The following is a 24,548-nucleotide window of genomic DNA, read 5'->3' on the forward strand; positions in this document are numbered from 1 at the left end:
TTGGCAAGGACCTCTGTACATGTTTGATACCACCCTGTTGATCCTGCTGGGTCTGGCGGCGCTCGGCTTTATCAGTCATAACACCACCGTAGCAATCTCCATCCTCGTGCTGATTATCGTGCGCGTCACGCCGCTGAACGCCTTCTTTCCCTGGATTGAGAAGCAGGGCCTGACCGTCGGGATCATCATTCTGACTATCGGCGTGATGGCGCCCATCGCCAGCGGCACGCTGCCGCCATCGACGCTGATCCACTCCTTTATGAACTGGAAATCGCTGCTGGCGATTGCGGTCGGGGTGTTTGTCTCGTGGCTTGGCGGACGCGGCGTCTCGCTGATGGGCTCCCAGCCGCATCTGGTGGCCGGGCTGTTGGTCGGTACGGTGCTCGGCGTCGCCCTGTTTCGCGGCGTCCCGGTCGGGCCGCTGATTGCCGCCGGGATCATCTCGCTGTTTATTGGGAAGTCGTAGCCAGGCTGCCGTGATAGCGGCCCGGCGTCTGCCCAAGCCCTTTCTTAAACATGGTGATGAAGGCGGTGGTGGAATCGTAGCCCAGCGCCTGGGCCGTCTGCTGTACCGTCTGCCCGCGGATCAGCTGCTGCAGTGCAAGGATCAGCTGCAGCTGATGGCGCCAGCGGCGAAAGCTCAGCCCCGTTTCACGCACCACCAGCCGCGCCAGATTGCGCTCGCTCATCGCGAACTCCGCCGCCCACTGGTTCAGGGTCTGCCAGCGCGCCGGATCCTCAGCCATCATCGTCACCATCTGGCGAATTTTCGGGTGGTTCGATACCGGCAGCTGCAGGTGCTCCTGCGGCTGACGGGGCAGCTCATCAAACAGAACCTGCACCAGCCGGGCCGTGGCGGGGGCGGCCAGCGACTCCCCGCCGCGTTCCGCCAGGGCGAGGATCAGCTCCCGCACCAGCGGGGAAATCTTTAACGTACAGCAGCGGTCCGGCATCGGCGCGGCGCCCGGCTCGATGAACAGGAAGCACACCTGGGCGCCGGGGGTGGCGCGGTTACTGTGGGAAAGCTGCCCCGGGACCCACACCGCATACTGCGGCGGCACCATCCACATCGCGTTCTCCACCTCGCAGGTTAAGGCGCCGTGCAGGGCGAGGATCAGCTGCCCCTTACGGTGGGAATGCGCCGGAATATACTGCTCCGCCTCCACCACCCGAATACGAAAGGCAATGGCCGATTCGTGGCCACTGTCCGGTTCATAACCATCCAGACCCAGTCCGATCATCATGTTGTCCGATATTAGCGATAATCTGTCATTTTAGCTTGATTTAAACAGAGGACAAAGTCGCTATCGTAACCCCCCTCTTTAGTTACTTTGAGAATGATATGTCTTCTGTGACCTCCTCCACCGGCCGCCGCTCCGCGCTGCTGATTGCCGGTATCCTGCTCATCGCCACCACCCTGCGCGTGGTCTTTACCGGCGCGGCGCCGCTGCTGGACGCGATTCGTAGCGACTATGGCCTGACCACCGCGCAGACCGGGCTGCTCACCACCCTGCCGCTGCTGGCCTTTGGCCTTGTCTCGCCGCTGGCGGCAGGGGTTGCCCGCCGGTTCGGCATGGAGCGCAGCCTGTTGCTGGCGATGCTGCTGATCTGCGCCGGCATTGCCCTGCGCTCCCTGCCCTCCGCTGCATGGCTGTTTATCGGCACGGCGGTGATCGGTTGCGGCATTGCGCTGGGAAACGTGCTGCTGCCCGGGCTGATTAAACGGGATTTCTCGCAGCATGTCGCGCGGATGACCGGCGCCTATTCCCTGACGATGGGCGGCGCAGCGGCGCTAGGCTCGGCGCTGGTGGTCCCCGTGGCGATGGCCGGATTCGGCTGGCGCGGGGCGCTGCTGCTGCTGATGATCTTTCCGCTGCTGGCGCTCCTCAGCTGGCTGCCGCAGTCCCGGCGTCAAGCGGAGGCCCCGCTGACCGGCTCAGGCGCCATGCATAACCGGGGGATCTGGCGGTCGGCGCTGGCCTGGCAGGTGACGCTGTTCCTCGGCATCAACTCGCTGGTCTATTACGTGATTATCGGCTGGCTGCCGTCGATTCTGCAGAGTATGGGCTATAGCGAAGCGCAGGCCGGCTCGCTGCATGGCCTGCTGCAGCTGGCGACCGCTGCGCCCGGCCTGGCGATACCGCTGATCCTGCATCGGCTGCGCGACCAGCGCGGGATCGCGGTGCTGGTCGCCCTGATGTGCGCCATCAGCGCCGCCGGACTGTGGCTACTGCCAGGGCTGGCGATCGGCTGGACGCTGCTGTTCGGCTTTGGCTCCGGAGCCACGATGATCCTCGGCCTGACGTTTATCGGCCTGCGCGCCAGCTCGGCGCACCAGGCCGCGGCGCTGTCGGGGATGGCGCAGAGCGTCGGCTATCTGCTGGCTGCCTGCGGGCCGCCGCTGATGGGCAGGATCCACGATGCCAATGGCGACTGGCATATTCCGCTGCTGGCGGTGGCGCTGATTTCGCTGGTGATGGCGATCTGCGGCGCCCTCGCCGGGCGCGACCGGGAGATTCATCCCTGAAGATGACCGGCAGCGGGCGCTGCCGGTAGGGTTATTGTGCCGCGGCGCGCAGCAACGCCTGCACCAGCGGCGCAGGACGCCCGTCCAGCGCGTGGCGCTCATGCTGGAACAAGGTGGCGACAAAAAACGGGTGCGTCACCAGCTCGACGGCGCGGATCTCACCCTCTTCATCCCAGCCGGTGACGCGCAGATCGCCCTGCTCCAGCTCCGCGGCAAACGCGCTGTCCACACCGTAGCGGCAGTGGTAGCCCTCTTCAATGCTCTCCCGACCATACGCGCGGGCAATCAGCGTATTCGCCCGCAGCTCGACGACGGCAGAAGCCTCCACCAGCGAGCAGCTGAGGGGCGCGATCACCATCCGCCCTTCGCTGTCGGTTTCCGCATGACCGGCATCCTGCCAGCCGAGCACGTTACGGGCGTATTCAATCACCGCGTGCTGAAAGCCGCCGCAGGTGCCGAGGAAAGGAATGCTGTTTTCACGGGCATAGCGGATAGCGGTAAACGCGCCTTCCGGGTGACGATACGGGCTGCCGGGAACGACCCAGACGGCATCGTACTCCGCCAGCGCGTCGCCGGAGGCGATCGACGGGGTGGCGAGCCAGTCATATTTCACCGGCTGCTCCAGCACGGCGGCAGCATCGTCTATTGCTAGGGGAATGGCCTGATGGGCAACAATATCGGGGTGATAATCGCCGACAAGGGCGAGGCGTAAAGGGGTTTTCATAGCAGGTTCCTTATGTCTGGACGAGACGAGCAGCACAAGGCACGTCAGGATAGCGATCCCCTCTGTGGAACACAATCCTTATTTTCACCCCACCGCCGTGGCCGGCGGGTGAGGTATACTGGAGCAAGCGCAAAAGGGAGAGAGGATGAAAAGTAAGCTTTTGGTCAGCGCCTGCCTGATGGGATTCCAGGTGCGATATAACGGTAGCGAGAAAGCGCAGCTGGCGGCGACCCTGTCCCGCTGGCAGCAGGCGGATCGTCTGGTGATCCACTGCCCGGAGCTGGCGGCCGGTCTGCCGACGCCCCGCCTGCCGGCGGAGATCGTCGACGGCGCCGGCGGCGATGTGCTTGCCGGGCGGGCGCGGATCGTGGAAAGCGACGGCCGCGACGTCACGGGACATTATCAGCTGGCCGCCTGGCTGGCGCTCAGCGCCGCCCGGGAAGCGGGCTGTCAGGCGGCGTTACTCACCGACGGCAGCCCCACCTGCGGCAGCCAGTTTATCTATGACGGTTCCTTTCGCGGGCGGCGCAAAGCGGGCGCCGGCGTGGCCGCCGAGCTGCTGCGCGCCCACGGCATCACGGTATTTTCCGACGGGCAGATCCCGCAGTTGCTCGCCTGGATGGCACAGAGGGAGCAGGATGATGATTCAATGTAAACGGGTGTACGATCCGCAGGAAAGCAGCGACGGCTACCGGGTGCTGGTCGACCGTCTCTGGCCGCGGGGGATTAAAAAAGAGGCGCTGGCCTGTGATGAGTGGTGTAAAGAGTTAACGCCGTCCGCTGAGCTGCGGAAAGCCTTTCACGGCGAGGCGATCGATTTCGACCACTTCAGCCAGCGCTATCTTCAGGAGCTCGACGCCCATCGCGACACGGGCCTGCGGCTGGCGGCGCTGGCGCAGCGCCAGACGCTGACGCTGCTGTACGCCGCGAAGAACACCGAGCAGAATCATGCCCGGGTGCTGGCCGCCTGGCTGGCGGCCCTGCCGGTTACGATTTAGCCGGATGGTCCCGGCGCCATAGCGCCCACTCATCGAGAGTTTCGCCGCTGGGCAGCTTGCACTGGGTGCTGACGCCCTGCGGCGTTTGCACCGGCACCCGGATGCCGCCGGATTGCTGACAGTAGACCGCCGCGGGATTGGGCATGCCGATGGTTTTCGTCGGCGCGGTGGGCTGCGGCTGGGCACAGCCGGCCAGCGCCAGGGGCAAAATAGCCAGTAACTTTTTCATCTTTTCTCCCTTTCTCCAATTCCCGGGGATTTTAGCCTGAATCTCCATGGTTTCTCCATCTTGCCTGCACTTTTCCCCCGTAGAGTAGCCCCTGTTCTCGAACTGACCAGAGAACAGATCATTCCATAATCAATGAGTTTTTCCCCGTCGCCCCCGACGGGGCTTTTTTCCCGGCGAGCCGACAAGTATTCCCCAGAAAGATGTGATAAATTTAAAAATATCACTGTTTATTCGACGCTGATGTCCGTTTGCAGCCCAATATGCTGGGGTGACGTTTGGCGTGCTGGAGCTGTATTATTCATGTCAGATTTTATTCTTGCCCGGGTGTCGCAAACCCTCGCTACGGAACAGTCCCTGGAAACCCTGGTGCGCCAGCTGCTGGAGATGCTGGAGGCGGTGACGCGAATGGAGTCCACCTACCTTACCCGCATCGATATTAACGCCCAGCGGCAGCAGATCATGTTCGCCCACAACAGCAGCGAAATGCAGATCCCGGAAGGATTTTCCGTCCCCTGGGATGAATCTCTGTGCAAACGCGCCCTTGAGGATCAGTGTACGTTTAGCAATGACGTCGCCCGTCGCTGGCACTCCTGCATCGCCGCCCAGGAGCTGGGGATCGCCACCTTTTTAAGCATTCCTGTGCGCCTGGCCGACGGCTCTCTGTTCGGTACCCTCTGCGCCACCAGCCGGCAACAACAGCCTTATAACCTTGAAGGTGAACAGGTCATGGGCCTGTTCGCGAAGCTCATTTCCCACTACGTGGAAAAAGACACCCTGGTGCAACAACTGCAGGCGGCAAACGTCGCGCTGGAGCTGCATTCGTCGACCGATGAGCTCACCCAGCTCCCTAACCGCCGCGCGCTGTTTAAGCAACTGGCGCTACGCTTTGCCTCCGCCCGCGCTCAGCAGCAACAGGTCGCGCTCATTTTTATCGATCTCGACGGTTTCAAAGCCATTAACGATCGGTTCGGCCATCCGTGCGGTGACAGCTTTCTGGTGCAGGTCGGTGAACGACTCACCGCCGTCGCGCGCCGTGAAGATATCGTTGGCCGCCTTGGCGGCGATGAGTTTTTGATCGTCGGTAGCGCCCAGCCGCCTGCAGCGCAGCAGGCGTATGTCACCACCCTGCGCCAGGCCCTGTGCGGGGTCTACTTCCTCGGCGAACAGCGTATCAACTATGAGGGCGCCAGCTTCGGGGTGGTCATCTGCGATCCGCAGAGTATCGATGTTGAAGCGGCCTTACGCGCTGCCGATGAGGCGATGTATCAGGATAAGAAGTCTCGCCGGCAGGAGAATTTTATTCATATTGACTAAAGTCACGCGATATCCAGTATCATGCAGGGCATCATTCGTGGGTACAGGGACACTATCATGAAATTGGGTATTCTTTTCCCGGTGGCGATCTTTATCATCGCCGTCGTCTTTCTCGGCTGGTTTTTTGTCGGCGGCTATGCGGCGCCGGGCGGGGCATAATGAAAAAAAGCACCATTATTATGCTGGTTGTCGCCATCGTGGCGGTGGCCGGCGCCCAGTTCGGCTGGTGGTGATCGCCGCGACGATATTGCGGAGTTGTCCTATCCCATCAATAAGTTAACGCTTTACACTCACGTTATCCGCCGCGGCATTCTCGGCCACGGGGAAAGAAAAATAGCGGGAGAAGTAAGGATGAAAAAGCCGATCGTGTTACCGTTGATTATCGCGCTGTGCACGCTGTTATCGGGATGCATTGTTGACGATGGGTATCACCACCATCGCCACCACCACCATCACCACTATCATGACGATGATTAATGCTTCACGCTGTTGATGAGCCGATAAGACAGGGCGAACCGCGGTTCGCCCGTTGACGCTTAATCCTGACGCTCGTCGCCGAGGAAAATAAAGCCGAGCGGAATAGCGAAGAGCGCGGTAAAGACGATGCTGTAAACTGTCACCATCGCCCCCTGCAGGAAGAACATAGACGTCGTCCACTCCGAGTACGGCATATTGTACTCGCTCACCACGCCGCCAAAGGTCGCCCGTCCCACCACCGCCAGCGCGATAGCAAACACCGCCGCGAGCGACAGACAGTATTTTTTGCAGTTTTTATTGCTGAGGAGTTTTTGCAGAATCATCCGGGCTTCCTTTTTGCTGTGCGATAAACGGCTGTATATGTAACACCAATGCAATAAAAAATGAAGGGTTTTTGTTACAGGACAGAATAAGAGGCGGCGGGCCGGTCTGTGGGTAACCGGCCCGTGGGGATCAGGACTGCAGGGTAGCCAGGCGCGCGGCGAACCCAACGAAAACCAGGCCAATCAGGCTGTTGCCAAGTTTAGCCAGCTTCTTGCGGGTTTTGACGTAGCGGGTGACAAACGAGCCGGAGAGGATCAAAAAGCTCATATAGCAGAAGCTAATCACCTCAAGGGTCAGCGCCAGAATAAAGAACGCCACCCCGGGGGCTTTGGCGTTGACATCGATAAACTGCACGAAAAACGACACATAAAACAGAATCGCTTTCGGGTTGGTAAGGCTCAGGGTCAGGGAACGCTTGAGGATCGCGCTCGCCGGCTCTGCGCTGGCGTCGGCCTGGCCGTCACGCTGGGTCAGCACCGCATAGAGCATTTTGCCCCCCAGCCACAGCAGGTAAATCGCCCCGAGGTAACGGACGACGTTAAACAGCACCGGCGTGGTCTTAATCAGCGTCGCCACGCCGGCAAAGGCCAGAAACATCAGCACCGCGTCGCCAATAAAGACGCCCGCCGCCGCCAGATAGCCTTTCTTCACGCCGTGGGCAATGCCCGTCTTCAGCACAAAAAACGTATTAGGGCCAGGGACGAGGATGATAAACACCGCCCCGACCAGGTAAGTCAAATAATTCAGAACACCAAACTCAGCGAACACTCTGCACTCCTTCGCGCACGACTAAAACATGATCCGGCTCACGTTACCCCAACTGTCGGGATTTTGAAAGCGCAGCCTGTGCGGGAAGGTTAATAGACGGAAGGTTCACCCAGCGGGCGGGTTTTAAAACGGCGATGCACCCACAGATACTGCTCAGGGGCGCGGAGGATCTCGCGCTCAATCACCTTGTTGATATAGCCGGCGGCGATCTGCTTATCCTCACCGGGATAGTCATTCATCACTTCGCTAATGTGCAAGCTGTAGCCCTGGCGATCCAGCTTGCGCACCATGCTAATGCTCAGCATTTTCGCCCCCGATAAGCGGGAAAGCACATAGGTGCCGTTGGTGGTTGCCGCTTGCGGGACGGAGAAAAACGGCGCAAACACGCTGCCCTTGGGGCCGTAATCCTGGTCCGGAGCAAACCATACCGCCTCGCCTGATTTTAAGGCATGTACCAGGCCGGTCAGGTTGTTGCGATCGATCATCGCTTTGTTCGAGCGCAGGCGACCGCGGGTTTGCACCCACTCCATCAGCGGACTGTTATGCGGACGATAGGTGGCCATCATTGGACGACACAGCCCCATGGCGCGCCCGCCCAGCTCCAGCGACATAAAGTGCACGCCGACGACCATCACCCCTTTCCCGCCGCTAAGCGCATGATTAAGGTTGGCAAAGCCCTCGACATCAAACCATTTTTTGACCCGTTCGTCGCTCCAGAACCAGGCCATGCCGGTTTCAATCAGCCCCATTCCCAGCGACATAAAGTTTTGATCGATCAGGGTCTCGCGCGCCGCCGGCGACATCTCCGGGAAGCAGAGTTCAATATTGCGCCGGGCGATATGTTCGCGGCGTTTGAGAAAACGTCGGGAAAGACGACCCGCGCTGGTGCCGATAAAATGCAGCAGCGGATAAGGCAGTTGTACAATCAACCAGAGGATGCCGAGCCCAAACCAGGTCAGCCAGTTGCGCGGGTGTAAAAGTTGTTTATTAAATACGCAGGCCATGATTTTTCCTGTAAACATTAATTATGTGGTAACGCTTAAGGAAAACAGAATCCATTTATCATCATTAGGCGGTACGTACAGCAAGTAGGACAATACTAATCCGCTGAAATTCCCTCCGGCAAGTAAAAAACAGCGTGCTGACAAAAAAACATAATTGCGGCACAAATGTTACTAAATGTAAACTTAAATCTTATCCTCTTCTTAATATATTCATCGTGCATATCATTTTCACGCTAATCATCAGCGTTACTACCGGACATAATCGAAACCCGACGCGAGAACGCCTTGTCTGCCGGGGTCTGATGCCCGCTCAGCCACACGGCCCGCAGCCTGCCCGCGTCTCCAAGCTCTTCGTCTGTGCCGCGAAAAAATAAAAGGGTTCCCCCTTCAGCGTGACTCATTTTTTATCCGTCAGCATAAGGAATATTAAAATCGCCTTAAGGGAATAATTAAGAATAGACTTATTTAAAGATGCTTTAAAAATAAGCGCCCTGGCAATTGTTTGCGCGTTAATACCGCCCTTACCCGCCGCTGAAAAAATATTTCTTTACGCCTTACCGGCATAAAGCACCGTGTTTAGCGCGGACAGTGACCCGACATCGGGTCACTGTAGGGCAAACCGCAGCGAAGACGTGATGGACGCCCCGGCGGCAGAGGATCAGTAGGTGTGGAAATATTGCTGGATCAGCAGCGGATCTTTGGTCTGCGTCAGCGCCGTCATCAGCAGAATACGCGCTTTCGCTGGATTGAGGGAATCGGCCACCAGCCCGGGCTGGCTGTCGTCCGGCGGCACCACGCCGCTGCCGGTGCGGGAGGCGCGCACCACCACGATGCCCGCCTGCTGCGCTTTTTTAATACCGGCGGCGCTACGTACCGACACCGAACCTGCCCCCGTGCCGGCGTAAATAATACCGTCGGCATGATGGGCGATCGCCGCATCGTACATATACTCCGGGTCGTCCTGGTAACCATAGATGATTACCACTTTCGGCAGGGCCTTCAGCTGACGCACATCGAAGACCGAGCGCAGGGTGTGGATCTTATCCACCCGCGTTTCAAACTGGGGTTTTCCCCCCACCACGACGCCAAGATACCCCTCCTCCGGCGCCCGGAAAGTATCCAGCGAGGTGGCATTGGTTTTGGTGACGAAGCGCGCCGCGCCGATGCGGTCGTTAAGCACCACCATTACCCCGCGCCCGCGGGCATCCGGGTCGGCGGCGACGGTGACGGCTTCCAGCAGATTCATCGGCCCGTCGGCGCTGATCGCCGTCGCCGGACGCATCGCGGCGGTAAAGACCACCGGTTTATTGCTTTTCACCGTCAGATTGAGGAAATAAGGGGTTTCATCGAGGGTGTCGGTGCCATGCGTGATCACCACGCCATCGACATCATCCCGGGCTAATAACGCATTCACCCGCTTCGAGAGCTGCAGAATAATATCGCTGGTCATATTCTCACTGCCGATATTCGCCACCTGCTCACCTTCGACGTGGGCAATTTTACTGATTTCCGGCACGGCGTTAATCAGCGTCTGCACGCCAATTGCCCCGGCTTTATAGCCCGTCGTCTGGGTATTGCTGGCCGCCGAGCCGGCAATCGTCCCGCCGGTGGCTAAAATGACAATATGCGGTAAACGCGTCTCGCTAAACGCCAGGCTGCTTATCGTCAGTAACGCAATGGCAAGTAATGCTCTAAAATTCATACAGGTCACTCCCTTCATAGACATTAATCAAACTTACGCTTGCTTAATGCAAAGGGCTTGCCAGAATTGATATCTTTTACGGGGGGTAAATGGTTAACTATCAGACAATAATAAGGTTCTCGCCTCAACATCGCCCAAATCTGGTGCATGACTGGATCTGAACCGGGCAGGCGCCATGACCCCATACATTATGAGTTTTTACCCGTTCAGCAACACACAACACGCATTGCGATCAGATTATCGACACTTCCGTCACCCTCGAGGTCATTTATGCCCGCCAGGTGACGCGAACGGAGAACAGAAATGCGCATTGCCCTGAAGTCGGCCCTGATGCTGACCACCAACGTCATTCAGATCATTAACCCTGAACTGCACCGGCATATGCAACGAACGGCCTTAATCGCGCTGACGCTGGCGCAAAGGCTGGGGCTGCCTGCCGAGCGTCAGCAGACCATTTTTTGCGCCGCGCTGCTGCACGATATCGGCGTACTGGGTGATAGACGCACCATCCATTCGCTGGATGCCATCGATAATATCCACGATCCGCATCAGCGCCAGGGGGCGGCGATGCTTGAGGGGTTAGCAACCTTCCAGCCCATCGTCCCCTTTATTCGCGACCACCACTTTAGCCCGGAGCACCGCGGCAGCCGCGAACAGCATATTGTCTATTTCGCCGATGCCTTTGAACGGCTGCTGCCGGCGGATAGCCGCGTGGCCGCGTGGCCCACGCGGGCAGTGGTGGAGCAGTTCGTCACCCTGCACCGGGAGATCGATCCGCTGCTCTGCGATACCCTGTGCGAGGTCGCTGAAAATGCGAGCTTCTGGCAGCACCTGCATCCCGGGCATATTCAACGGCTGCTGGAAATTATTGCCCCCATCAACACGCTATATCTGGATATTGACGGTCTGAAAGATGTCTGCCTGCTGATTGCCAAAATTGTCGACACCTACAGCAGCTTTACCGCCAGCCACAGTATTATGGTGGGGGAAATCGCCCGCCAGCTTGCCCATTGGATGCAGCTGCCAGAGCCCACCTGCCAGCAAATACAGGTTGCCGGCTATCTGCATGACATTGGTAAGGTTTATATCCCTCTTTCTATTCTGGAAAAAGAGGGGGAGCTGGATGACGACGAGCTGAGTCAGGTACGCGAGCACAGCTACATGACCGGAGATCTCCTGAGCGACTACAGCGAGCTTGGCGACATTATCAACTGGGCCTCGAATCATCATGAAAAACTGGACGGCAGCGGCTACCCTCTGCATCTCGAAAAGGATCACCTGACCCTCGCCGACCGGATTATCTCCATCGCCGATATTTTCACCGCCCTGACCGAAAATCGCCCTTATCGTAAAGGGATGGCCTGGCAGGAGGCCTTACAGATTATGGAAACGGATGTTATAAATGGCGCTCTGGATCGCGATGTCTTTCTCGTTTTACGCCACCATGCGGAAACGCTACACGCCATCATTCTTCAGACCCTTGAACACCCCCGCAGCGAGCACCGTCCCTGAAGCGGGCCGCCGTCATAACCGGGGGCGGGTTCTATAATTAAAACCGCTTCATCTGCATGCAAGGAAACACAGGGTGAGAATCGCCACCATCACCAACTGGGCCTACGGGATCACCGTCGGCCTGACGCTGGCATCCGGGAGCGCCATGCTCATGGCCTCCAGCGCTGACCGCGTCGAACGCCAGGCGGTACAGCAGCGCCAGGTCTTTGATACCCTCTCCGACGAGGTGGAAAACGACGCCTGGGCGTTGTCTGACCTCGCCCGGCTATACGTGGTTAAGCCCTCGCCGGAGACGCTGGAGCAGTATCAGCAGCTGCAGCGGAGCGACAAAAGCATTGAGCTGCGGCTGGCCAGATTGAAAGATAACGGCGCCAACCGCGAGGAGCTGGCGCTGCTGCACGATGGCCTGCAGATTGCCGCTGAACTTCAGGATGAACAGCAGGCCGCCCTGGCGCATGTCGCCAACGGCGATGCGCCAGCGGCCATCGCGATACTGTATGGCAAAGCGTACGAGACCGAGCTGGAACGTATGCAGACGCAGATCGATCGCTTCCGCCAGATGCTCGAAAATCGCGCCGCCGTTGCCATTGACCAGGCTACCGACCGCTCGCGGATCTGGCGAACCCTGTCGGAAATCATGGTCGGCCTGACCGCCCTGATGTTTTTGTTCGTCCTCGGCTTTATTCTCAAACGCCGGGTGCTCTACCCGGTGGTTCGCCTGAGCGACGTGGTGCAGCGTCTCGCCTCCCAGGACTATGCGGTGGAGACGCCGCAGTTCACTCAGGTGGATGAGATTGGCGATATGGCCCAGGCCATCCGCATTTTTCGCGAGAACGGCCTGGCCCGCCAGCAGCTGGAGCAGCAGCGCGACGCCGACTGGGCGATCCGCGAACTGCTGGCGCGCATGACCCAGCGGCTGCAGGGCTGTGAAACCATTGAGGATGTGATTAAGGTGGCGGAACTGTTTGCGCCGAATATCGCCCCGACGATCCCCGGGAAACTGTATATTCTGGATACCGATCCCTGGCAGATGCGCTGCGTGGCGCAGTGGCTGGCGCCCGCCGGGGAGACGACGCCCTTTTCACCCGACGACTGCTGGGCGATACGTCGGGGACTCAGCCATCCGCCGGTGCAGGGCGAACCCGATATCACCTGCTATCATCTGCCGGAGGCGCACGCCGGCCAGTCGCTCTGCGTACCGCTTATCGCCCAGGGCGAAGCCATCGGGCTGCTGACCTTTCAGAACGTTACCGCCAGTGACGCTCCTTCCCGGGCCTACCTTGAGCTGATGGCGGAAGCGCTGGGCCTGGCGCTGGCCAATCAGCGTTTACGCAGCGCCCTGCTGGAAAAAGCGCTGTTCGATTCCCTGACCGGCCTGCGTAATCGCCATCATCTTGACGAAGCGCTGCATTCACAGATGGCGCTGGCGGTCCATACCCACACCCCGCTGAGCTGTCTGATGATCGACATCGATCATTTTAAAGCCATCAATGATCGCTACGGCCACGAGGCCGGGGATCTGGTGATTAAGAGCGTCGCCACCATCGTGCAGCGCGCGGTGCGCGATATCGGCATGGCTTTCCGCTACGGCGGCGAGGAGTTTCTGGTGCTGCTCCCCGGCATTGACGAAGCCGAGGCGCACCAGTGCGCCAGCGAGATCTATACCCAGGTGCATAATATGACGCTGCGCGATGGTCTGACCGAAATAGGTCAGGTGGATGTGTCGATTGGTATCGCCAGCTATCCGCAGCATACCCAAAGCGACAGCCTGCTGCGCGCGGCGGACGCCGCGCTGTACCGGGCGAAAGAGCTGGGCCGCTCAAGGATTGTCAGCTTTGGCCGCCTGAAGACCGGTTAACCGGGTGAGTGCTCAGTCGCATTGAGCAGCGAGATGACTTTCCGTACTACCGCCGAACGGATATGGCGGTGGTAAACCATGCTCAGCTCACTCTCCGCCAGCCGGTCCTGAAGATCGATGTACACCACGTTATCGAGGCGTAAGGCCCGCGCCGAGACCGGAACCAGGGCCACCCCGACCCCGGCGGAGACCAGGCTAATCATCGAGGTGACGTCGTTGACCCGCTGCGCCACCTGCGGCGTAAAGCCCGCGACGCGGCAGGCGTCAATAAATACCTGCTCCAGCCCGGTGCCCTGCGGATCGTTAAGAGAGATCCAGTTATCCGCGCGCAATGAGGCCAGATTGAGCGCCCCTACCCCTGCCAGTGGATGCTGCTGATAGAGCGCCAGACAGAGCTTTTCCCGCATAAACGGCCTGACCACCAGCGCGTCCGGCGGCGAGGCCAGCGGCGCGCGGATGATGGCGATATCCAGGCGCAGATCCAGCAGCGCTTCGTAGAGCATTTGCACATCGCCATGCACCAGCGACAGCTCAATCCCCGGCCAGTCGGCGCGCAGCTCGCGCAGGAGCCCCGGCAGTTTGCTGTCGTACATCGCGCTGGAGACATACCCCAGATGCAGTCTTCCCTGCTCGCCCCGCGCGGTGCGCTGGGCGTCAAGTGCCGCCTGGTCGACCATCTCCAGCGCCAGCCGCGTCTTCTGCCAAAAGGCCTCGCCCGCGGCGGTCAGGGTCAGACGGCGGTTAGCGCGGGAGAAGAGCACCACCCCCAGACGCTGCTCGAGCTGTTTGATCTGCTGGCTGAGGGCGGGCTGGGCGATATGCAACCGCTCCGCCGCCCGGTGCATATGTAACTCTTCGGCAACGACCACAAAATGGCGTAACGCTCGCAAGGACATGGCCGGACTCCGGTGGGCTTGATTGATAATAAAAATATTATCAATAAATCATGAATGATGCAATTGATAACCATTAGCCTGCAAAGCATACTGTGCGCATCGACACGCTAAGGAGAACATCATGACCGCACCGATTCAGGATCTGCGCGACGCCATCGCGCTGCTGCAACAGCATGACAATCAGTACCTCGAAACCAATCATCCGGTGGACCCTAACGCCGAGCTGGCCGGCGTCTATCGCCATATCGGCGCCGGCGGCACCGTGAAGCGCCCCACCCGCATTGGCCCGGCGATGATGTTTAACAATATTAAGGGCTATCCGCATTCGCGCATTCTGGTGGGCATGCACGCCAGCCGCCAGCGGGCAGCGCTGCTGCTGGGCTGCGAAGCTTCGCAGCTGGCGCTGGAGGTGGGTAAAGCGGTGAAAACACCGGTCGCGCCGGTAGTGGTCCCGGCCGACAGCGCCCCCTGTCAGGAGCAGATCTTTCTGGCCGACGATCCGGACTTTGATTTGCGCACCCTGCTCCCGGCGCCCACCAACACCCCGATCGACGCCGGCCCCTTCTTCTGCCTGGGCCTGGCGCTGGCCAGCGATCCTGACGACGCCTCGCTCACCGACGTCACCATCCACCGCTTGTGCGTGCAGGGCCGGGATGAGCTGTCGATGTTTCTTGCCGCCGGCCGCCATATCGAAGTGTTTCGCCAGAAAGCCGAGGCAGCCGGAAAACCGCTGCCGATAACCATCAATATGGGTCTCGACCCGGCCATCTATATTGGCGCCTGCTTCGAAGCCCCCACCACGCCGTTTGGCTATAACGAACTGGGCGTGGCCGGCGCGCTGCGTCAGCGCCCGGTGGAGCTGGTGCAGGGCGTCAGCGTCCCGGAGAAAGCCATCGCCCGCGCCGAGATCGTTATTGAAGGCGAACTGCTGCCCGGCGTGCGCGTCAGAGAGGATCAGCACACCAACAGCGGCCACGCGATGCCGGAATTTCCCGGCTACTGCGGCGGCGCCAACCCGTCGCTGCCGGTGATCAAAGTCAAAGCGGTCACCATGCGGCACAATGCGATCCTGCAGACGCTGGTGGGACCGGGGGAAGAGCATACCACCCTCGCTGGGCTGCCGACGGAAGCCAGTATCTGGAATGCCGTCGAGGCTGCCATCCCGGGCTTCTTACAAAATGTCTACGCCCACACCGCGGGCGGCGGTAAATTTCTGGGGATCCTGCAGGTGAAAAAACGTCAGCCCGCCGACGAAGGTCGTCAGGGACAGGCTGCGCTGCTGGCACTGGCGACCTATTCCGAACTGAAAAACATCATTCTGGTTGATGAGGATGTCGATATCTTTGACAGCGACGATATCCTGTGGGCGATGACCACCCGCATGCAGGGGGATGTCAGCATCACCACCCTCCCCGGTATCCGCGGTCACCAGCTCGATCCTTCCCAGACGCCGGAATACAGTCCGTCGATCCGCGGGGAAGGTATCAGCTGCAAGACGATTTTTGACTGCACGGTCCCCTGGGCGCTGAAGCCACACTTTGAGCGTGCGCCGTTTGCCGATGTCGACCCGCGTCCGTTTGCTCCGGAGTATTTCGCCCGTCTGGAAAACGGCCACGGTCAGTAAGTCAGTCAAGCTGGGCGACTGGCGCCGGACACGCGGCGTCTGTCGCCCGATTCAGCGCCATCCGGAGCGGATGGCGAAGGCCGGGTTAATTAATCGCCGCGGCGAGGTCTTTTTTCACCTGCTCACGCTGCTCGGCAGTCAGCACCTGGCTGACGTCAAAGTAGTATTTCACACGATAGTAGCGCACCTGCTGATCCAGCTGGCCAAAAGCAGCCAGCTGCTGTTTGACTTTAGCTTCATCCCATTTCCCGGAGTGAATAACGTCGGCCAGGGCGCCGTCCTGATAGCCGCTGATTTTAATCTGGCTCACATTGTTTTCGAATCCCTGACGCAGCGCCTGGATTTTGGCGACCTGCTCCTCACTCAGCTTCAGATGCTGGACGACCGGGTCCTGCGAGACAGACGGCACGTCAGCCGAGGTCGACGCCTGGCTGGCGGCAGTGAAGCAGGTGGTCAGCGCAATGGCGATCAGGGTGTTACGCAAGCGTGTATTCACAATGAGTTATCCTTCAGGCAAGTAAAAGAGACGGGATTATCATCGCGGGAATAAAGCCTATCTGTAACAAAGCATTCGTTTAAAACTGGATAAGAAAAGAATGGCAGGTCACCGAAACCTCGCCCCGGTGGGGGCTCAGCAGCAGAGAAAGATATATTCATCCTTCCAGTAACGGCCCTGACCAATGATATCCCCGGCCGCAGTGATTAACCGTTTTTGCTTTTCGGTTTCGATCCCCTCCACAATCACATGCCCGGTCAGGGTATGAATAGCCTGTAACAGCCCAGGCAAAGCGGGATCGTTTTCTTTGTCCCAGAAATAATCTTTATCCACTTTGACGCAATCGAAGCGAAATCGCTCCAGCAGCCGGAAAGTCGTGCGTCCGCGACCAAAGTCATCCAGCCAGACCGGGCAAAGCGCCGCCAGCGTGCTCAGCGCCGTCAGTTCGCGACCGGCGATAAACTCATGAAAATTCTCATTTATTTCCAGGGCGATGTATTTACTGGCGCGCAGAAAATCACACAGATAGCGGTCGGTCAGAATAAAATGGCTTAATAAATCATCAATATTCAGTGAGATCGGCTTATTATCGACCTGGGAAAAATCAAAGACGGAAAGCAATTCGATTTGCCGGGTAAATAGTGCAAGCTTGTCGCGTTCGGTGAGCGTGGAGAAAGAAAACGTGGGCGCGGAGGTGTTATTTTGTGCGGGTGCTATAATGTCTTTAGTGAGCAATTCCCACGAGTGGTAGGCACCATCATCGCTAATAGCGGGCTCCAGAACGAAGCGATAAGAGGTATTTTTCACGTTTTCTTTAACCATTTAAAAAATACCAGAAATAAGAAAGGGTTAAAGCATGTCATATATTTCCCGCCAACAAAAATAGTTTAAAATGATCGATAAGAAACATTCGATAGCCAAAAGCTATCAAGATATAATTTATTGATCGGTAAAGTGAATTAATATAAATTTGCCACCGCTGTCATACCCACCTAAGTCAAAATTAAAATATCGTTTCAAAACAGCCAGTTACAAAATAATCCATCACCAGGCATTGCGGCTTCATGCTTTTTCCCTACGGGGAAAAAAGCATGGAGTAATAAAACCGAAAAAAACAAGCCGCCAGTTTTTGGCATTTTTATGCCGAAGATCAATAACGCATCACCCGGCACGGCCCGCCTGCCACGCCTGCCACGCCTGCCACGCCGTCTGCAGGCGATAAATCAGGCAGACGGGTCAACGAAACGTCATATTTTCCCGCTATCTTACTGGCAAAAGAGGCGAAGTGGGAAAAGGGTAGTGAGAAGAATATACGGGGTTCCGCTGGCGCTGATGCTAGTCATGCTCAGCGCCAGCGCGTGGCTGGAACCGGCTCCGCGGCATGCCGCCAGAGGCCTGTGCGTCTGGTTTGATGGAGCAATGGTCGACTGCCTGCAGAGGCAGCGGCTGGGCGAAGGGAGGCCCGCTCACGCGCTGGCCAGACGATAAACCGGTACCCGCAGGGTGGTATTGAACAGAGTGTCGCAGACCTCCACCTCCTCAGTGATAATGGCCATACCGGACCGGCGCAGCTGGGCAATGTCCGCCGCTACCCGCTGACTGCCGAACCAGAACAGGGCATCCAGCGCGGTAACCGGCAGGCCCGCGATTAATGCCTGCCGGAGTCGATCCCGGGCTGGTTTAATCTCCCGGGCGATCTGCTGGTACGGCGCCGCTGTCTGGCCCGTCGCCTCGACGCGACGAATACGGTTTGTCAGGTGGTAATGGAAGCTCTCCGGTACAGCCTGTAAATCCTGCTTCAAACTGTAGACGCAGCCGTAACGTTTGCCGTTGAAAACGGCGGCTTTACGACTGAGCTGCAGCGTCTCGCGGACGTCGGCGATCAACTGCGGCGCGCGCACCAGCAGCAGGCGAAAAGGCAGCTCGAAGCTGGTGACATAGTCGACGTTCAGCAACGCAATGCGCAGACGCTCCTCTGCCCCGGCCTGCAGCTGACGGCACTCCTGATAGACTTCTCGCCACTGCTCCCGCAGCCGCGACGTTTCACCGGCTTCGGTAAACTGGTATTTTTCAATATCGTAATCAATTCTCCCGAGCACCGCACATTCCTTCCTGAATCAGTCCCGGCGTTATACTATCATCCTCCGGCGCGGTACCCTATGCCCATCGCCGTCGCCTCTGTCGGTTATTTACGATAAAGATAACGGGTGATGACCACATCAAGAACAAACAGCAGGAAAATAACGCTGCTTAACCACAATAAGCCTGCGAATAAATCAAGTAATTGCATCGTTGTTCCCTCGCCGTTGGCCATAAAAATAAAGCCCCATCACCATAAGGTAGTTAAGAACTACCTTAACAGCCACAGATTAAAAATTATTTAGCGATATGAAATCCCGAGCCCTTGCAGGTTCATTTTACTGACATCAAATTGTCATCAAACAATGTCTATCATCAGCCGACGCCGCAGGATGGTTCCTGCCGTCATGGTATCGCCGGCAAACGCGCGACCGCACGGTTTAACAACACGGAATAATATCGCCCTACCTCACTCTTACTGTCATTGCATAATCTTATATCAGGCGCCATTACCATTCTGCTGAATAATCCGGAATGCGCTATAAGTCATAAACGCCCTGCTGATTGGTTGACCATGGAGAAATACGATGCCCAGCGAAAAAGCCCGCAGCCTTGACCATTTCTATGAATTACTGGCGACAGGACAACATCAGAAAATCGAACTCGATTTTGACGTCGCCGCAGACGATTTTTTTAAAATCGCCACCGAGTTTGGCGACATTGGCGCGAGGATCACCCGGGTGAATGAGCGATTTATTATTAAGATCAAGTCGCCGAAAGCGTAAGCTCCAGCCCACCCTTCCTGGCGGGCTCTGTGGCTCGCAGGGAGTCACAGCCTGCCCCTGATTGAACGCACATCGCGTGGGTACGCTTTCCTGTTGGCGGGTGACACCTTGCGCCTGTTGGGCTTTGCCGCCGTCTCCAGGCCCGGAACCCTTTTTGACCCTGCGGTGATCCGGGTGGAGAAGATAACGATCGGTATCTTAAGCGCCGACCTGACCGACGGCTTCGGGCTGCCGGTGCGCCCCCATATTGACACCCTGCCCAAGCAAGAAGGGAACGGGGCCGGTCTGCCCGCGACTATCTGGTTCATTCCCGGGCCGCCGGCGCGTATCTCGCTCAGTGATAGCCTTCACTGCCGGACACTTTGCCGCGAAAGACGTAATAGCTCCAGGCGGTATACATCAGGATCACCGGGATGATCAGCAGCGCCCCCGGCAGCATAAATACCTGGCTGGAGGGCGGCGCGGCGGCATCCCACAGGGAGATGTGCGGCGGAATAATGTTCGGCCAGACGCTGATTCCCAGCCCGCTGAAGCCGAGGAATATCAGGCCCAGCGTCAGGATAAAGGGACGAGCATGGCTTGCGGGGCGCGCGCTCAGGCGCCAGATCCACAAGCTCAGGGTCAGCACCAGGATCGGCACCGGCACGAACCAGAAGAAATTGGGCAGCGTAAACCAGCGTTCCGCCACATAGCGCCAGCCCAACGGCGTCCAGACGCTGACCACCGCGATCACCGCCATCAACGCCAGCAGCGCCTTGCGGGTCAGCTCGCGCATCCGTTGCTGCAACGCGCCTTCGCTTTTCATGATCAGCCACGTGGTGCCCAACAGCAGATAGGCTACTACCAGCCCCAGACCGCAGAACAGATTGAAGGGGGTAAGCCAGTCCAGCGTCGAGCCGGCGAAGCGGCGGTCGGCTACCGCAAAGCCGTTGATAAACGCGCCGACGACAATCCCCTGGCTGAAGGTCGCCAGCAGCGAGCCGCCAGCGAAGGCATAGTCCCAGAAGGTGCGATGCGAGGGAACCGCTTTAAAACGAAACTCAAACGCCACGCCGCGGAAAATCAGGCCGATGAGCATCGCCGTCAGCGGGATAACCAGCGCATCGGTGATCACCGCGTAAGCCAACGGAAAGGCGCCGAACAGCCCTGCCCCGCCGAGCACCAGCCAGGTTTCGTTACCATCCCAGACGGGCGCCACGCTGTTAACCATCACGTCGCGCTCTTCGGCGTCATGCACCACGCTGAACAGCATTCCGATGCCTAAATCGAAACCATCCATCACGATATACATCAACGTGGCGAAGACAATGATGACAAACCAAATCACCGAGATATCGATGCTCATGATGCGTTCTCCTCATCCCGCACCGGCTCTGCCGCCGAGAGCGGACGCGCCGGGGTGCCTGCGGTTTGCGAGGTCAGCTCCGTCACCGGCTGCGGCCCTTTTTTGATAAGCCGGAAGATATAGTAATACCCCACGCCAAACACCGCGCAGTAGACCACGATAAACACCAGCAGGCTAATAGCCATCTGCAGCGTACTGTGCAACGACACCGCGTCCCGGGTGCGCAGCAAACCGTAGATCACCCACGGCTGACGGCCCATCTCGGTGGTCACCCACCCGGCGACCAGCGCAATCAGACCGGCGGGACCCATACAGAGCGCAAACCACTGGAAGGGACGCGAATGGTACAGCCGCCGCCGATAGCGAAGCCAGGCGCTGCAGATCCCTAAGGCGATCATCAACACCCCCATCCCCACCATAATGCGAAACGACCAGAACACGGCGGGCGAATAGGGCCGGTCCTCTTTCGGGAAATCTTTCAGGGCCGGCACCTGCTTATGCAGGCTATGGGTGAGGATCAGGCTGCCCAGCGCCGGGATCTCCAGGCCATAGCGGGTGCGCTCCTGCTCCATATCCGGCAGACCAAACAGCAGCAACGGGGTGGCCTCGCCGGGCCGGTTTTCCCAGTGCCCCTCAATCGCCGCAATCTTCGCCGGCTGATGTTCGAGGGTATTAAGACCGTGCATATCACCCACCACCGCCTGGATCGGCGCCACCAGCAGCGCCATCCACATCGCCATCGACAGCATTTTGCGGATGGCCGGCGAGTCGTTGCCGCGCAGCAGATGCCAGGCGGCGGAGGCCCCGACGAACATGGCGCTACTGAGAAACGCGGCGATCGCCATATGGAATAAGCGATACGGGAACGAGGGATTAAAGATAATCGCCAGCCAGTCCTGCGGGATGAGGTGGCCATTTTCGAGGGTAAAACCCTGCGGCGTCTGCATCCAGCTATTGGAGGCGAGGATCCAGAAGGTGGAGACCAGGGTGCCAAGGGCTACCATGCAGGTGGTAAAAAAATGCAGCGCTGGCGGCACCTTGCTCCAGCCGAACAGCATCACGCCGAGGAATCCCGCTTCGAGGAAGAAGGCGGTCAGCACTTCATACAGCAGCAGCGGGCCGGTAATACTGCCGGCAAATTGAGAGAATCCGCTCCAGTTGGTGCCGAACTGATAGGACATGACTAATCCGGAAACCACGCCCATACCAAAATTGACGGCGAAAATTTTCAGCCAGAAGTTGTAGAGCGAGCGCCAGACGTTATCCCGGGTTCTCAGCCACATCCCCTCCAGCACCACAAGGTAGCTGGCAAGGCCGATGGTGATGGCCGGAAACAGAATATGGAAGGAAACGGTAAAGGCAAATTGCAGTCGGGCCAGATGAAACGCGTCAAATTCAAACATAATCCGCACCATCATTGTGAAACGCCCCGGCCGCAGCCGGGGCTTATGCGAACATCACTTAGCCGATGATGACGTGTTTTGCTTACCGGCGCCGAGTTCGGCGCCGGTCAAAGGATCACCCTGCGGGTCAGACTGTGTTCGCTTCAGCATCGCTTTGCACAGCGCTTCCTGCTCCGGCGTCAGGCCGACAGAGGCGCTGCCATCTCCGCCATCCACGGCCGGCTGCGGATCCTTGACATAATCGAAGTGTTTGTCACTGTTCCAGCTGCCGCGTACTTCTCCACCCTCAGACATATTGTAGTAGGTGTTCGCGTACTCGCTAATGGGCGGCAGTTTGCCCGGCGGATAGTTATTACGAATCGACTGCAGCGCTTTCTCAAAAGAGAGCTGATGCGCCGCTTCGCGAGTCATCAGGAACGCCAGCGCGTCCTTCACGCCGGGATCGTCGGTCACGTTGATCAGCCGTTCATAGACGATCTTCGCCCTCGCCTCCGCCGCGACGTTCGATCGCAGGTCTGCGGTGGGTTCGCCGATAGTATCAATGTAGGCCGCTGTCCACGGCACGCCCGCCGAGTTGGTCAGCGGAGTACCGCCGCCATAGAGCAGCGACGTAATATGGCTGTCGTTGCCGTTGGCGGTGAGCGAACGATAGAGTTCCGCCTCGCTCTCGGTGCCCTCCGCCAGCGCCCCTTTGGCGCCTTTATTTAGCATGCCGACCAGGGTGCCAATGATCTCCAGATGGCTTAGCTCCTCTGTCGCGATATCCATCAGCATGTCTTTACGGCCGGGATCGTCATCGCTTAATCCCTGAGTGAAATAACGACACGCGGCGGCCAGCTCGCCCTGAGGGCCGCCAAACTGTTCGAGCAGTAAATTCGCGAGCCCCGGGTTGGGTTCAGCAACGCGCACGGTATACTGCAGTTGTTTCACATGACGAAACATAGGCCTGCCTCCTGGGTTATTTTTTCGCTTCTACGCCGTCAGCATCTGAACGCAGGAGAAACTGCTCCGTGGTCTGAGGAATATGTTTGATCAGCCAGTCGGCCATTTCCCGCTCTTCCGCCAGGATGGCCTCAATGGCTGGGATGGAGGCGGTATCGCCCGCTTTTTCAGCGGCCGCCAGCAGAGAGGTATAGCAGGCGATCTCAAACTGCTCGAAAACGTACCCGCTGATCGAGCCTTTGACGATTTCATCGGAAGGAAACATTCCGCCAATGGACTGGCCAAGAGCCGCCATTTTACTCATCGAATCTTTAATCACCGAGCGCGAAATGTCGTTGCGGTCGAGGATCTCTTCCAGCACGGTAATTTGCCGTTTGGTCTCATTAATATGCTGTTCGATTCTGGCACGGAGATCCGGATAATTATCGATACGGCCAGCCATTGATTCCAGCATGGATTCTGCCTGTTTTTCCATGGCATGCGCATCTCGTAGCCAGTCATGATAATGTTCAATGTGATTCATCGTGATTTCCTCGTGTCAGGGAGCGTTTATTTTTCCGCTTTTTTATTAATATTACCTACCGCCAGGTCGGTTAATTTAACATCGGTTTGCTTTTCTTCTTCCAGGGTTTCGGCCAGCAGTTTGACCGCTTTTTTATAACCCAACTGTTCCGCCAGGGTAACCAGGGTACCGTAACTGGCAATTTCGTAATGCTCGACCTTTTGCGCAGCGGCAATTAACGCGGCATCGCGTACCTCATTTTTTTCCGTGCTCTCAACGACTTCATTGGCCTCTTCGATCAATCCTTCCATGGCCACGCATTTCATGCGTTTGATTTTCAGACCAGATTCCTGCTCAATAATCTGGTCTATACGTTCAATCTGGCCCTGGGTTTCTTCAAGATGAGCATTGAACGCCGCGCTGAGTTTTTCACTGGACGCCGCTCTGGCGAGTTTTGCCAGCCCGCGGGTTAATTGTTTCTCTGCGCTGTAGGTATCTGAGAGCAGGTGAATAAATACATCTTCAATGCTTTTCATATTCATAGAAATACCTTCTGGAGTCAGAAAATAACTGCGAGTCTGTGACAGACTCGCAGGAGATACTTTCACTTCAGGGTGCAAGGAAAAGGATAATCAGGAATTATCGGACTTGCGGCCACCGCCGTGGCTGTTTTGTCCGCCTTTTTTACCCGCTTCAGACGCACGCTGCGGATCATTTTTAAAGTTCCCGCCGCTGTGCTGACCACCTTTACGACCTGCTTCAGAAGCTTTTTCACGGTCTTCAGCAAAATTTCCGGAACCACCACGATGCTCTGCCATATTTCACCTCATGTATATCGGTTATGTCAGTACGATACGAAAATATTCCGTATCACTCGTCGTTCGATATTTAAATCTAGCGGGTAATGCTGGTTAGTCAAATTATTATCCCGTGTTTTTGATGCCTTTTAGGAGTAATTCGGAATAATTCTACAAAACACATCAAAAATAACCAGACGGTACATTCCCGCTAACTTACTGTGTTCAGGGAAATAATGCAC

Annotated in this window: 30 protein-coding genes; 12 read left to right on the forward strand and 18 right to left on the reverse strand. The window is 57.9% G+C overall.

Annotated elements, in window-relative coordinates; translation table 11 throughout:
• The first annotated feature begins 19 nt into the window (after positions 1-19).
• A complete protein-coding gene (locus ABLV76_RS24545; RefSeq protein ID WP_004203746.1) occupies positions 20-466 on the forward strand; it encodes a DUF441 domain-containing protein in 447 nt (148 codons plus the stop codon).
• On the opposite strand, the gene ABLV76_RS24550 is transcribed toward ABLV76_RS24545, so the two are convergent.
• Positions 450-1,244, reverse strand: a complete 795-nt coding sequence (locus ABLV76_RS24550) for a helix-turn-helix transcriptional regulator (protein ID WP_072500731.1) — start codon at positions 1,242-1,244, stop codon at positions 450-452. The two genes, ABLV76_RS24545 and ABLV76_RS24550, sit on opposite strands and share 17 nt — an antisense overlap.
• A gap of 107 nt (positions 1,245-1,351) precedes the next feature.
• On the opposite strand from ABLV76_RS24550, the gene ABLV76_RS24555 reads away from it, so the two are divergent.
• Positions 1,352-2,527 (forward strand): CynX/NimT family MFS transporter, encoded by a 1,176-nt coding sequence (locus ABLV76_RS24555; protein WP_072140547.1) that lies wholly within the window; start codon positions 1,352-1,354, stop codon positions 2,525-2,527.
• Positions 2,528-2,558: 31 nt separating this feature from the next.
• On the opposite strand, the gene ABLV76_RS24560 is transcribed toward ABLV76_RS24555, so the two are convergent.
• Positions 2,559-3,251: a CTP synthase gene (locus ABLV76_RS24560; protein WP_004203741.1), complete on the reverse strand. Its 693-nt coding sequence runs from the start codon at positions 3,249-3,251 to the stop codon at positions 2,559-2,561.
• A gap of 145 nt (positions 3,252-3,396) precedes the next feature.
• On the opposite strand from ABLV76_RS24560, the gene ABLV76_RS24565 reads away from it, so the two are divergent.
• Together ABLV76_RS24565 and ABLV76_RS24570 are read left to right on the forward strand one after the other, a co-directional pair.
• Positions 3,397-3,906 (forward strand): DUF523 domain-containing protein, encoded by a 510-nt coding sequence (locus tag ABLV76_RS24565; protein ID WP_004203740.1) that lies wholly within the window; start codon positions 3,397-3,399, stop codon positions 3,904-3,906.
• A 4-nt stretch (positions 3,907-3,910) separates the two neighbouring features.
• Positions 3,911-4,249 (forward strand): DUF488 family protein, encoded by a 339-nt coding sequence (locus tag ABLV76_RS24570; protein WP_074194547.1) that lies wholly within the window; start codon positions 3,911-3,913, stop codon positions 4,247-4,249.
• Here the strand turns inward: ABLV76_RS24570 and ABLV76_RS24575 are convergent.
• The gene (locus tag ABLV76_RS24575) at positions 4,239-4,478 is read right to left on the reverse strand and encodes a DUF333 domain-containing protein (RefSeq protein ID WP_049115115.1); all 240 of its coding nucleotides are present in this window, start codon (positions 4,476-4,478) and stop codon (positions 4,239-4,241) included. The genes ABLV76_RS24570 and ABLV76_RS24575 overlap by 11 nt on opposite strands.
• Before the next feature lie 300 nt (positions 4,479-4,778).
• On the opposite strand from ABLV76_RS24575, the gene ABLV76_RS24580 reads away from it, so the two are divergent.
• From ABLV76_RS24580 to ABLV76_RS24590, 3 genes are all read left to right on the forward strand, one after another.
• Positions 4,779-5,792, forward strand: coding sequence for a sensor domain-containing diguanylate cyclase (locus ABLV76_RS24580; protein WP_017898645.1), 1,014 nt, complete (start codon positions 4,779-4,781; stop codon positions 5,790-5,792).
• Between the two features lie 57 nt (positions 5,793-5,849).
• Positions 5,850-5,951, forward strand: coding sequence for a YoaK family small membrane protein (locus ABLV76_RS24585; RefSeq protein WP_004150782.1), 102 nt, complete (start codon positions 5,850-5,852; stop codon positions 5,949-5,951).
• A gap of 192 nt (positions 5,952-6,143) precedes the next feature.
• Positions 6,144-6,269 carry a hypothetical protein gene (locus tag ABLV76_RS24590; RefSeq protein WP_004203733.1) on the forward strand — a complete coding sequence of 42 codons (126 nt, stop codon included), beginning with the start codon at positions 6,144-6,146 and terminating at the stop codon, positions 6,267-6,269.
• 59 nt (positions 6,270-6,328) lie between these two features.
• Here ABLV76_RS24590 and ABLV76_RS24595 read toward each other — a convergent pair whose 3' ends face one another.
• From ABLV76_RS24595 to fraE, 4 genes are all read right to left on the reverse strand, one after another.
• Positions 6,329-6,592, reverse strand: coding sequence for a DUF2534 family protein (locus ABLV76_RS24595; RefSeq protein WP_004203731.1), 264 nt, complete (start codon positions 6,590-6,592; stop codon positions 6,329-6,331).
• Between the two features lie 130 nt (positions 6,593-6,722).
• A complete protein-coding gene (gene leuE / locus ABLV76_RS24600) occupies positions 6,723-7,361 on the reverse strand; it encodes a leucine efflux protein LeuE (RefSeq protein ID WP_004203730.1) in 639 nt (212 codons plus the stop codon).
• An 89-nt stretch (positions 7,362-7,450) separates the two neighbouring features.
• Entirely contained in the window at positions 7,451-8,365 is a 915-nt protein-coding gene (gene lpxP / locus ABLV76_RS24605) for a kdo(2)-lipid IV(A) palmitoleoyltransferase (protein ID WP_017898648.1), read from the reverse strand.
• A 658-nt stretch (positions 8,366-9,023) separates the two neighbouring features.
• Positions 9,024-10,067, reverse strand: a complete 1,044-nt coding sequence (gene fraE / locus ABLV76_RS24610; protein WP_049115112.1) for a fructose-asparagine asparaginase — start codon at positions 10,065-10,067, stop codon at positions 9,024-9,026.
• A gap of 303 nt (positions 10,068-10,370) precedes the next feature.
• On the opposite strand from fraE, the gene ABLV76_RS24615 reads away from it, so the two are divergent.
• Together ABLV76_RS24615 and ABLV76_RS24620 are read left to right on the forward strand one after the other, a co-directional pair.
• Positions 10,371-11,579, forward strand: coding sequence for an HD domain-containing phosphohydrolase (locus tag ABLV76_RS24615; RefSeq protein WP_043519433.1), 1,209 nt, complete (start codon positions 10,371-10,373; stop codon positions 11,577-11,579).
• A 73-nt stretch (positions 11,580-11,652) separates the two neighbouring features.
• Positions 11,653-13,437, forward strand: coding sequence for a sensor domain-containing diguanylate cyclase (locus tag ABLV76_RS24620; RefSeq protein ID WP_064150285.1), 1,785 nt, complete (start codon positions 11,653-11,655; stop codon positions 13,435-13,437).
• Here the strand turns inward: ABLV76_RS24620 and ABLV76_RS24625 are convergent.
• Positions 13,434-14,333, reverse strand: coding sequence for a LysR substrate-binding domain-containing protein (locus ABLV76_RS24625; RefSeq protein WP_032425984.1), 900 nt, complete (start codon positions 14,331-14,333; stop codon positions 13,434-13,436). The genes ABLV76_RS24620 and ABLV76_RS24625 overlap by 4 nt on opposite strands.
• A 121-nt stretch (positions 14,334-14,454) precedes the next feature.
• Between ABLV76_RS24625 and ABLV76_RS24630 the strand changes: the two genes are divergently transcribed.
• Positions 14,455-15,957 carry a UbiD family decarboxylase gene (locus ABLV76_RS24630; RefSeq protein WP_004203721.1) on the forward strand — a complete coding sequence of 501 codons (1,503 nt, stop codon included), beginning with the start codon at positions 14,455-14,457 and terminating at the stop codon, positions 15,955-15,957.
• 85 nt (positions 15,958-16,042) lie between these two features.
• Here the strand turns inward: ABLV76_RS24630 and ABLV76_RS24635 are convergent, their stop codons facing one another.
• From ABLV76_RS24635 to ABLV76_RS24650, 4 genes are all read right to left on the reverse strand, one after another.
• A complete protein-coding gene (locus ABLV76_RS24635) occupies positions 16,043-16,453 on the reverse strand; it encodes a Spy/CpxP family protein refolding chaperone (protein ID WP_017898654.1) in 411 nt (136 codons plus the stop codon).
• A 135-nt stretch (positions 16,454-16,588) separates the two neighbouring features.
• Positions 16,589-17,275 carry an EAL domain-containing protein gene (locus ABLV76_RS24640; RefSeq protein WP_004203719.1) on the reverse strand — a complete coding sequence of 229 codons (687 nt, stop codon included), beginning with the start codon at positions 17,273-17,275 and terminating at the stop codon, positions 16,589-16,591.
• A 443-nt stretch (positions 17,276-17,718) separates the two neighbouring features.
• A complete protein-coding gene (locus tag ABLV76_RS24645) occupies positions 17,719-17,874 on the reverse strand; it encodes a hypothetical protein (protein ID WP_032425982.1) in 156 nt (51 codons plus the stop codon).
• 45 nt (positions 17,875-17,919) lie between these two features.
• The gene (locus ABLV76_RS24650; RefSeq protein ID WP_348878527.1) at positions 17,920-18,552 is read right to left on the reverse strand and encodes a DNA-binding protein; all 633 of its coding nucleotides are present in this window, start codon (positions 18,550-18,552) and stop codon (positions 17,920-17,922) included.
• A 567-nt stretch (positions 18,553-19,119) separates the two neighbouring features.
• Between ABLV76_RS24650 and ABLV76_RS24655 the strand changes: the two genes are divergently transcribed.
• Both ABLV76_RS24655 and ABLV76_RS24660 read left to right on the forward strand, forming a co-directional pair.
• Positions 19,120-19,317 carry a hypothetical protein gene (locus ABLV76_RS24655; protein ID WP_004203716.1) on the forward strand — a complete coding sequence of 66 codons (198 nt, stop codon included), beginning with the start codon at positions 19,120-19,122 and terminating at the stop codon, positions 19,315-19,317.
• A gap of 27 nt (positions 19,318-19,344) precedes the next feature.
• On the forward strand, positions 19,345-19,734 hold the full coding sequence (locus ABLV76_RS24660; RefSeq protein ID WP_130946290.1) for an FUSC family protein: 390 nt from the start codon (positions 19,345-19,347) through the stop codon (positions 19,732-19,734).
• On the opposite strand, the gene cydB is transcribed toward ABLV76_RS24660, so the two are convergent.
• From cydB to ABLV76_RS24690, 6 genes are all read right to left on the reverse strand, one after another.
• Positions 19,652-20,662 (reverse strand): cytochrome d ubiquinol oxidase subunit II, encoded by a 1,011-nt coding sequence (cydB, locus tag ABLV76_RS24665; RefSeq protein ID WP_023317966.1) that lies wholly within the window; start codon positions 20,660-20,662, stop codon positions 19,652-19,654. The two genes, ABLV76_RS24660 and cydB, sit on opposite strands and share 83 nt — an antisense overlap.
• Positions 20,659-22,065 (reverse strand): cytochrome ubiquinol oxidase subunit I, encoded by a 1,407-nt coding sequence (locus ABLV76_RS24670; protein WP_004203714.1) that lies wholly within the window; start codon positions 22,063-22,065, stop codon positions 20,659-20,661. The genes cydB and ABLV76_RS24670 overlap by 4 nt, the downstream gene beginning before the upstream one ends.
• Positions 22,066-22,119: 54 nt before the next feature.
• Positions 22,120-23,007, reverse strand: coding sequence for a manganese catalase family protein (locus ABLV76_RS24675; protein WP_004140512.1), 888 nt, complete (start codon positions 23,005-23,007; stop codon positions 22,120-22,122).
• A 16-nt stretch (positions 23,008-23,023) separates the two neighbouring features.
• A complete protein-coding gene (locus ABLV76_RS24680; RefSeq protein ID WP_004203713.1) occupies positions 23,024-23,530 on the reverse strand; it encodes a ferritin-like domain-containing protein in 507 nt (168 codons plus the stop codon).
• 26 nt (positions 23,531-23,556) lie between these two features.
• Positions 23,557-24,051: a ferritin-like domain-containing protein gene (locus ABLV76_RS24685; RefSeq protein ID WP_008807707.1), complete on the reverse strand. Its 495-nt coding sequence runs from the start codon at positions 24,049-24,051 to the stop codon at positions 23,557-23,559.
• 90 nt (positions 24,052-24,141) lie between these two features.
• Positions 24,142-24,327 (reverse strand): general stress protein, encoded by a 186-nt coding sequence (locus ABLV76_RS24690; RefSeq protein ID WP_004150795.1) that lies wholly within the window; start codon positions 24,325-24,327, stop codon positions 24,142-24,144.
• Between the last annotated feature and the right edge of the window lie 221 nt (positions 24,328-24,548).

This window comes from Klebsiella sp. GB_Kp047 (assembly GCF_040065235.1).
GTDB classification, from domain to species: Bacteria; Pseudomonadota; Gammaproteobacteria; order Enterobacterales; family Enterobacteriaceae; genus Klebsiella; species Klebsiella quasipneumoniae.

Coding starts and splice junctions, on each gene's coding strand:
- ABLV76_RS24545 (WP_004203746.1), top strand. CDS start 20: ATGTTTGATACCACCCTGTTGATCCTGCTGGGTCTGGCGGCGCTCGGC.
- ABLV76_RS24550 (WP_072500731.1), bottom strand. CDS start 1,244: ATGATGATCGGACTGGGTCTGGATGGTTATGAACCGGACAGTGGCCAC.
- ABLV76_RS24560 (WP_004203741.1), bottom strand. CDS start 3,251: ATGAAAACCCCTTTACGCCTCGCCCTTGTCGGCGATTATCACCCCGAT.
- ABLV76_RS24565 (WP_004203740.1), top strand. CDS start 3,397: ATGAAAAGTAAGCTTTTGGTCAGCGCCTGCCTGATGGGATTCCAGGTG.
- ABLV76_RS24575 (WP_049115115.1), bottom strand. CDS start 4,478: ATGAAAAAGTTACTGGCTATTTTGCCCCTGGCGCTGGCCGGCTGTGCC.
- ABLV76_RS24580 (WP_017898645.1), top strand. CDS start 4,779: ATGTCAGATTTTATTCTTGCCCGGGTGTCGCAAACCCTCGCTACGGAA.
- ABLV76_RS24585 (WP_004150782.1), top strand. CDS start 5,850: ATGAAATTGGGTATTCTTTTCCCGGTGGCGATCTTTATCATCGCCGTC.
- ABLV76_RS24590 (WP_004203733.1), top strand. CDS start 6,144: ATGAAAAAGCCGATCGTGTTACCGTTGATTATCGCGCTGTGCACGCTG.
- ABLV76_RS24595 (WP_004203731.1), bottom strand. CDS start 6,592: ATGATTCTGCAAAAACTCCTCAGCAATAAAAACTGCAAAAAATACTGT.
- lpxP (WP_017898648.1), bottom strand. CDS start 8,365: ATGGCCTGCGTATTTAATAAACAACTTTTACACCCGCGCAACTGGCTG.
- fraE (WP_049115112.1), bottom strand. CDS start 10,067: ATGAATTTTAGAGCATTACTTGCCATTGCGTTACTGACGATAAGCAGC.
- ABLV76_RS24615 (WP_043519433.1), top strand. CDS start 10,371: ATGCGCATTGCCCTGAAGTCGGCCCTGATGCTGACCACCAACGTCATT.
- ABLV76_RS24625 (WP_032425984.1), bottom strand. CDS start 14,333: ATGTCCTTGCGAGCGTTACGCCATTTTGTGGTCGTTGCCGAAGAGTTA.
- ABLV76_RS24630 (WP_004203721.1), top strand. CDS start 14,455: ATGACCGCACCGATTCAGGATCTGCGCGACGCCATCGCGCTGCTGCAA.
- ABLV76_RS24640 (WP_004203719.1), bottom strand. CDS start 17,275: ATGGTTAAAGAAAACGTGAAAAATACCTCTTATCGCTTCGTTCTGGAG.
- ABLV76_RS24655 (WP_004203716.1), top strand. CDS start 19,120: ATGCCCAGCGAAAAAGCCCGCAGCCTTGACCATTTCTATGAATTACTG.
- cydB (WP_023317966.1), bottom strand. CDS start 20,662: ATGAGCATCGATATCTCGGTGATTTGGTTTGTCATCATTGTCTTCGCC.
- ABLV76_RS24670 (WP_004203714.1), bottom strand. CDS start 22,065: ATGTTTGAATTTGACGCGTTTCATCTGGCCCGACTGCAATTTGCCTTT.
- ABLV76_RS24675 (WP_004140512.1), bottom strand. CDS start 23,007: ATGTTTCGTCATGTGAAACAACTGCAGTATACCGTGCGCGTTGCTGAA.
- ABLV76_RS24680 (WP_004203713.1), bottom strand. CDS start 23,530: ATGAATCACATTGAACATTATCATGACTGGCTACGAGATGCGCATGCC.
- ABLV76_RS24685 (WP_008807707.1), bottom strand. CDS start 24,051: ATGAATATGAAAAGCATTGAAGATGTATTTATTCACCTGCTCTCAGAT.
- ABLV76_RS24690 (WP_004150795.1), bottom strand. CDS start 24,327: ATGGCAGAGCATCGTGGTGGTTCCGGAAATTTTGCTGAAGACCGTGAA.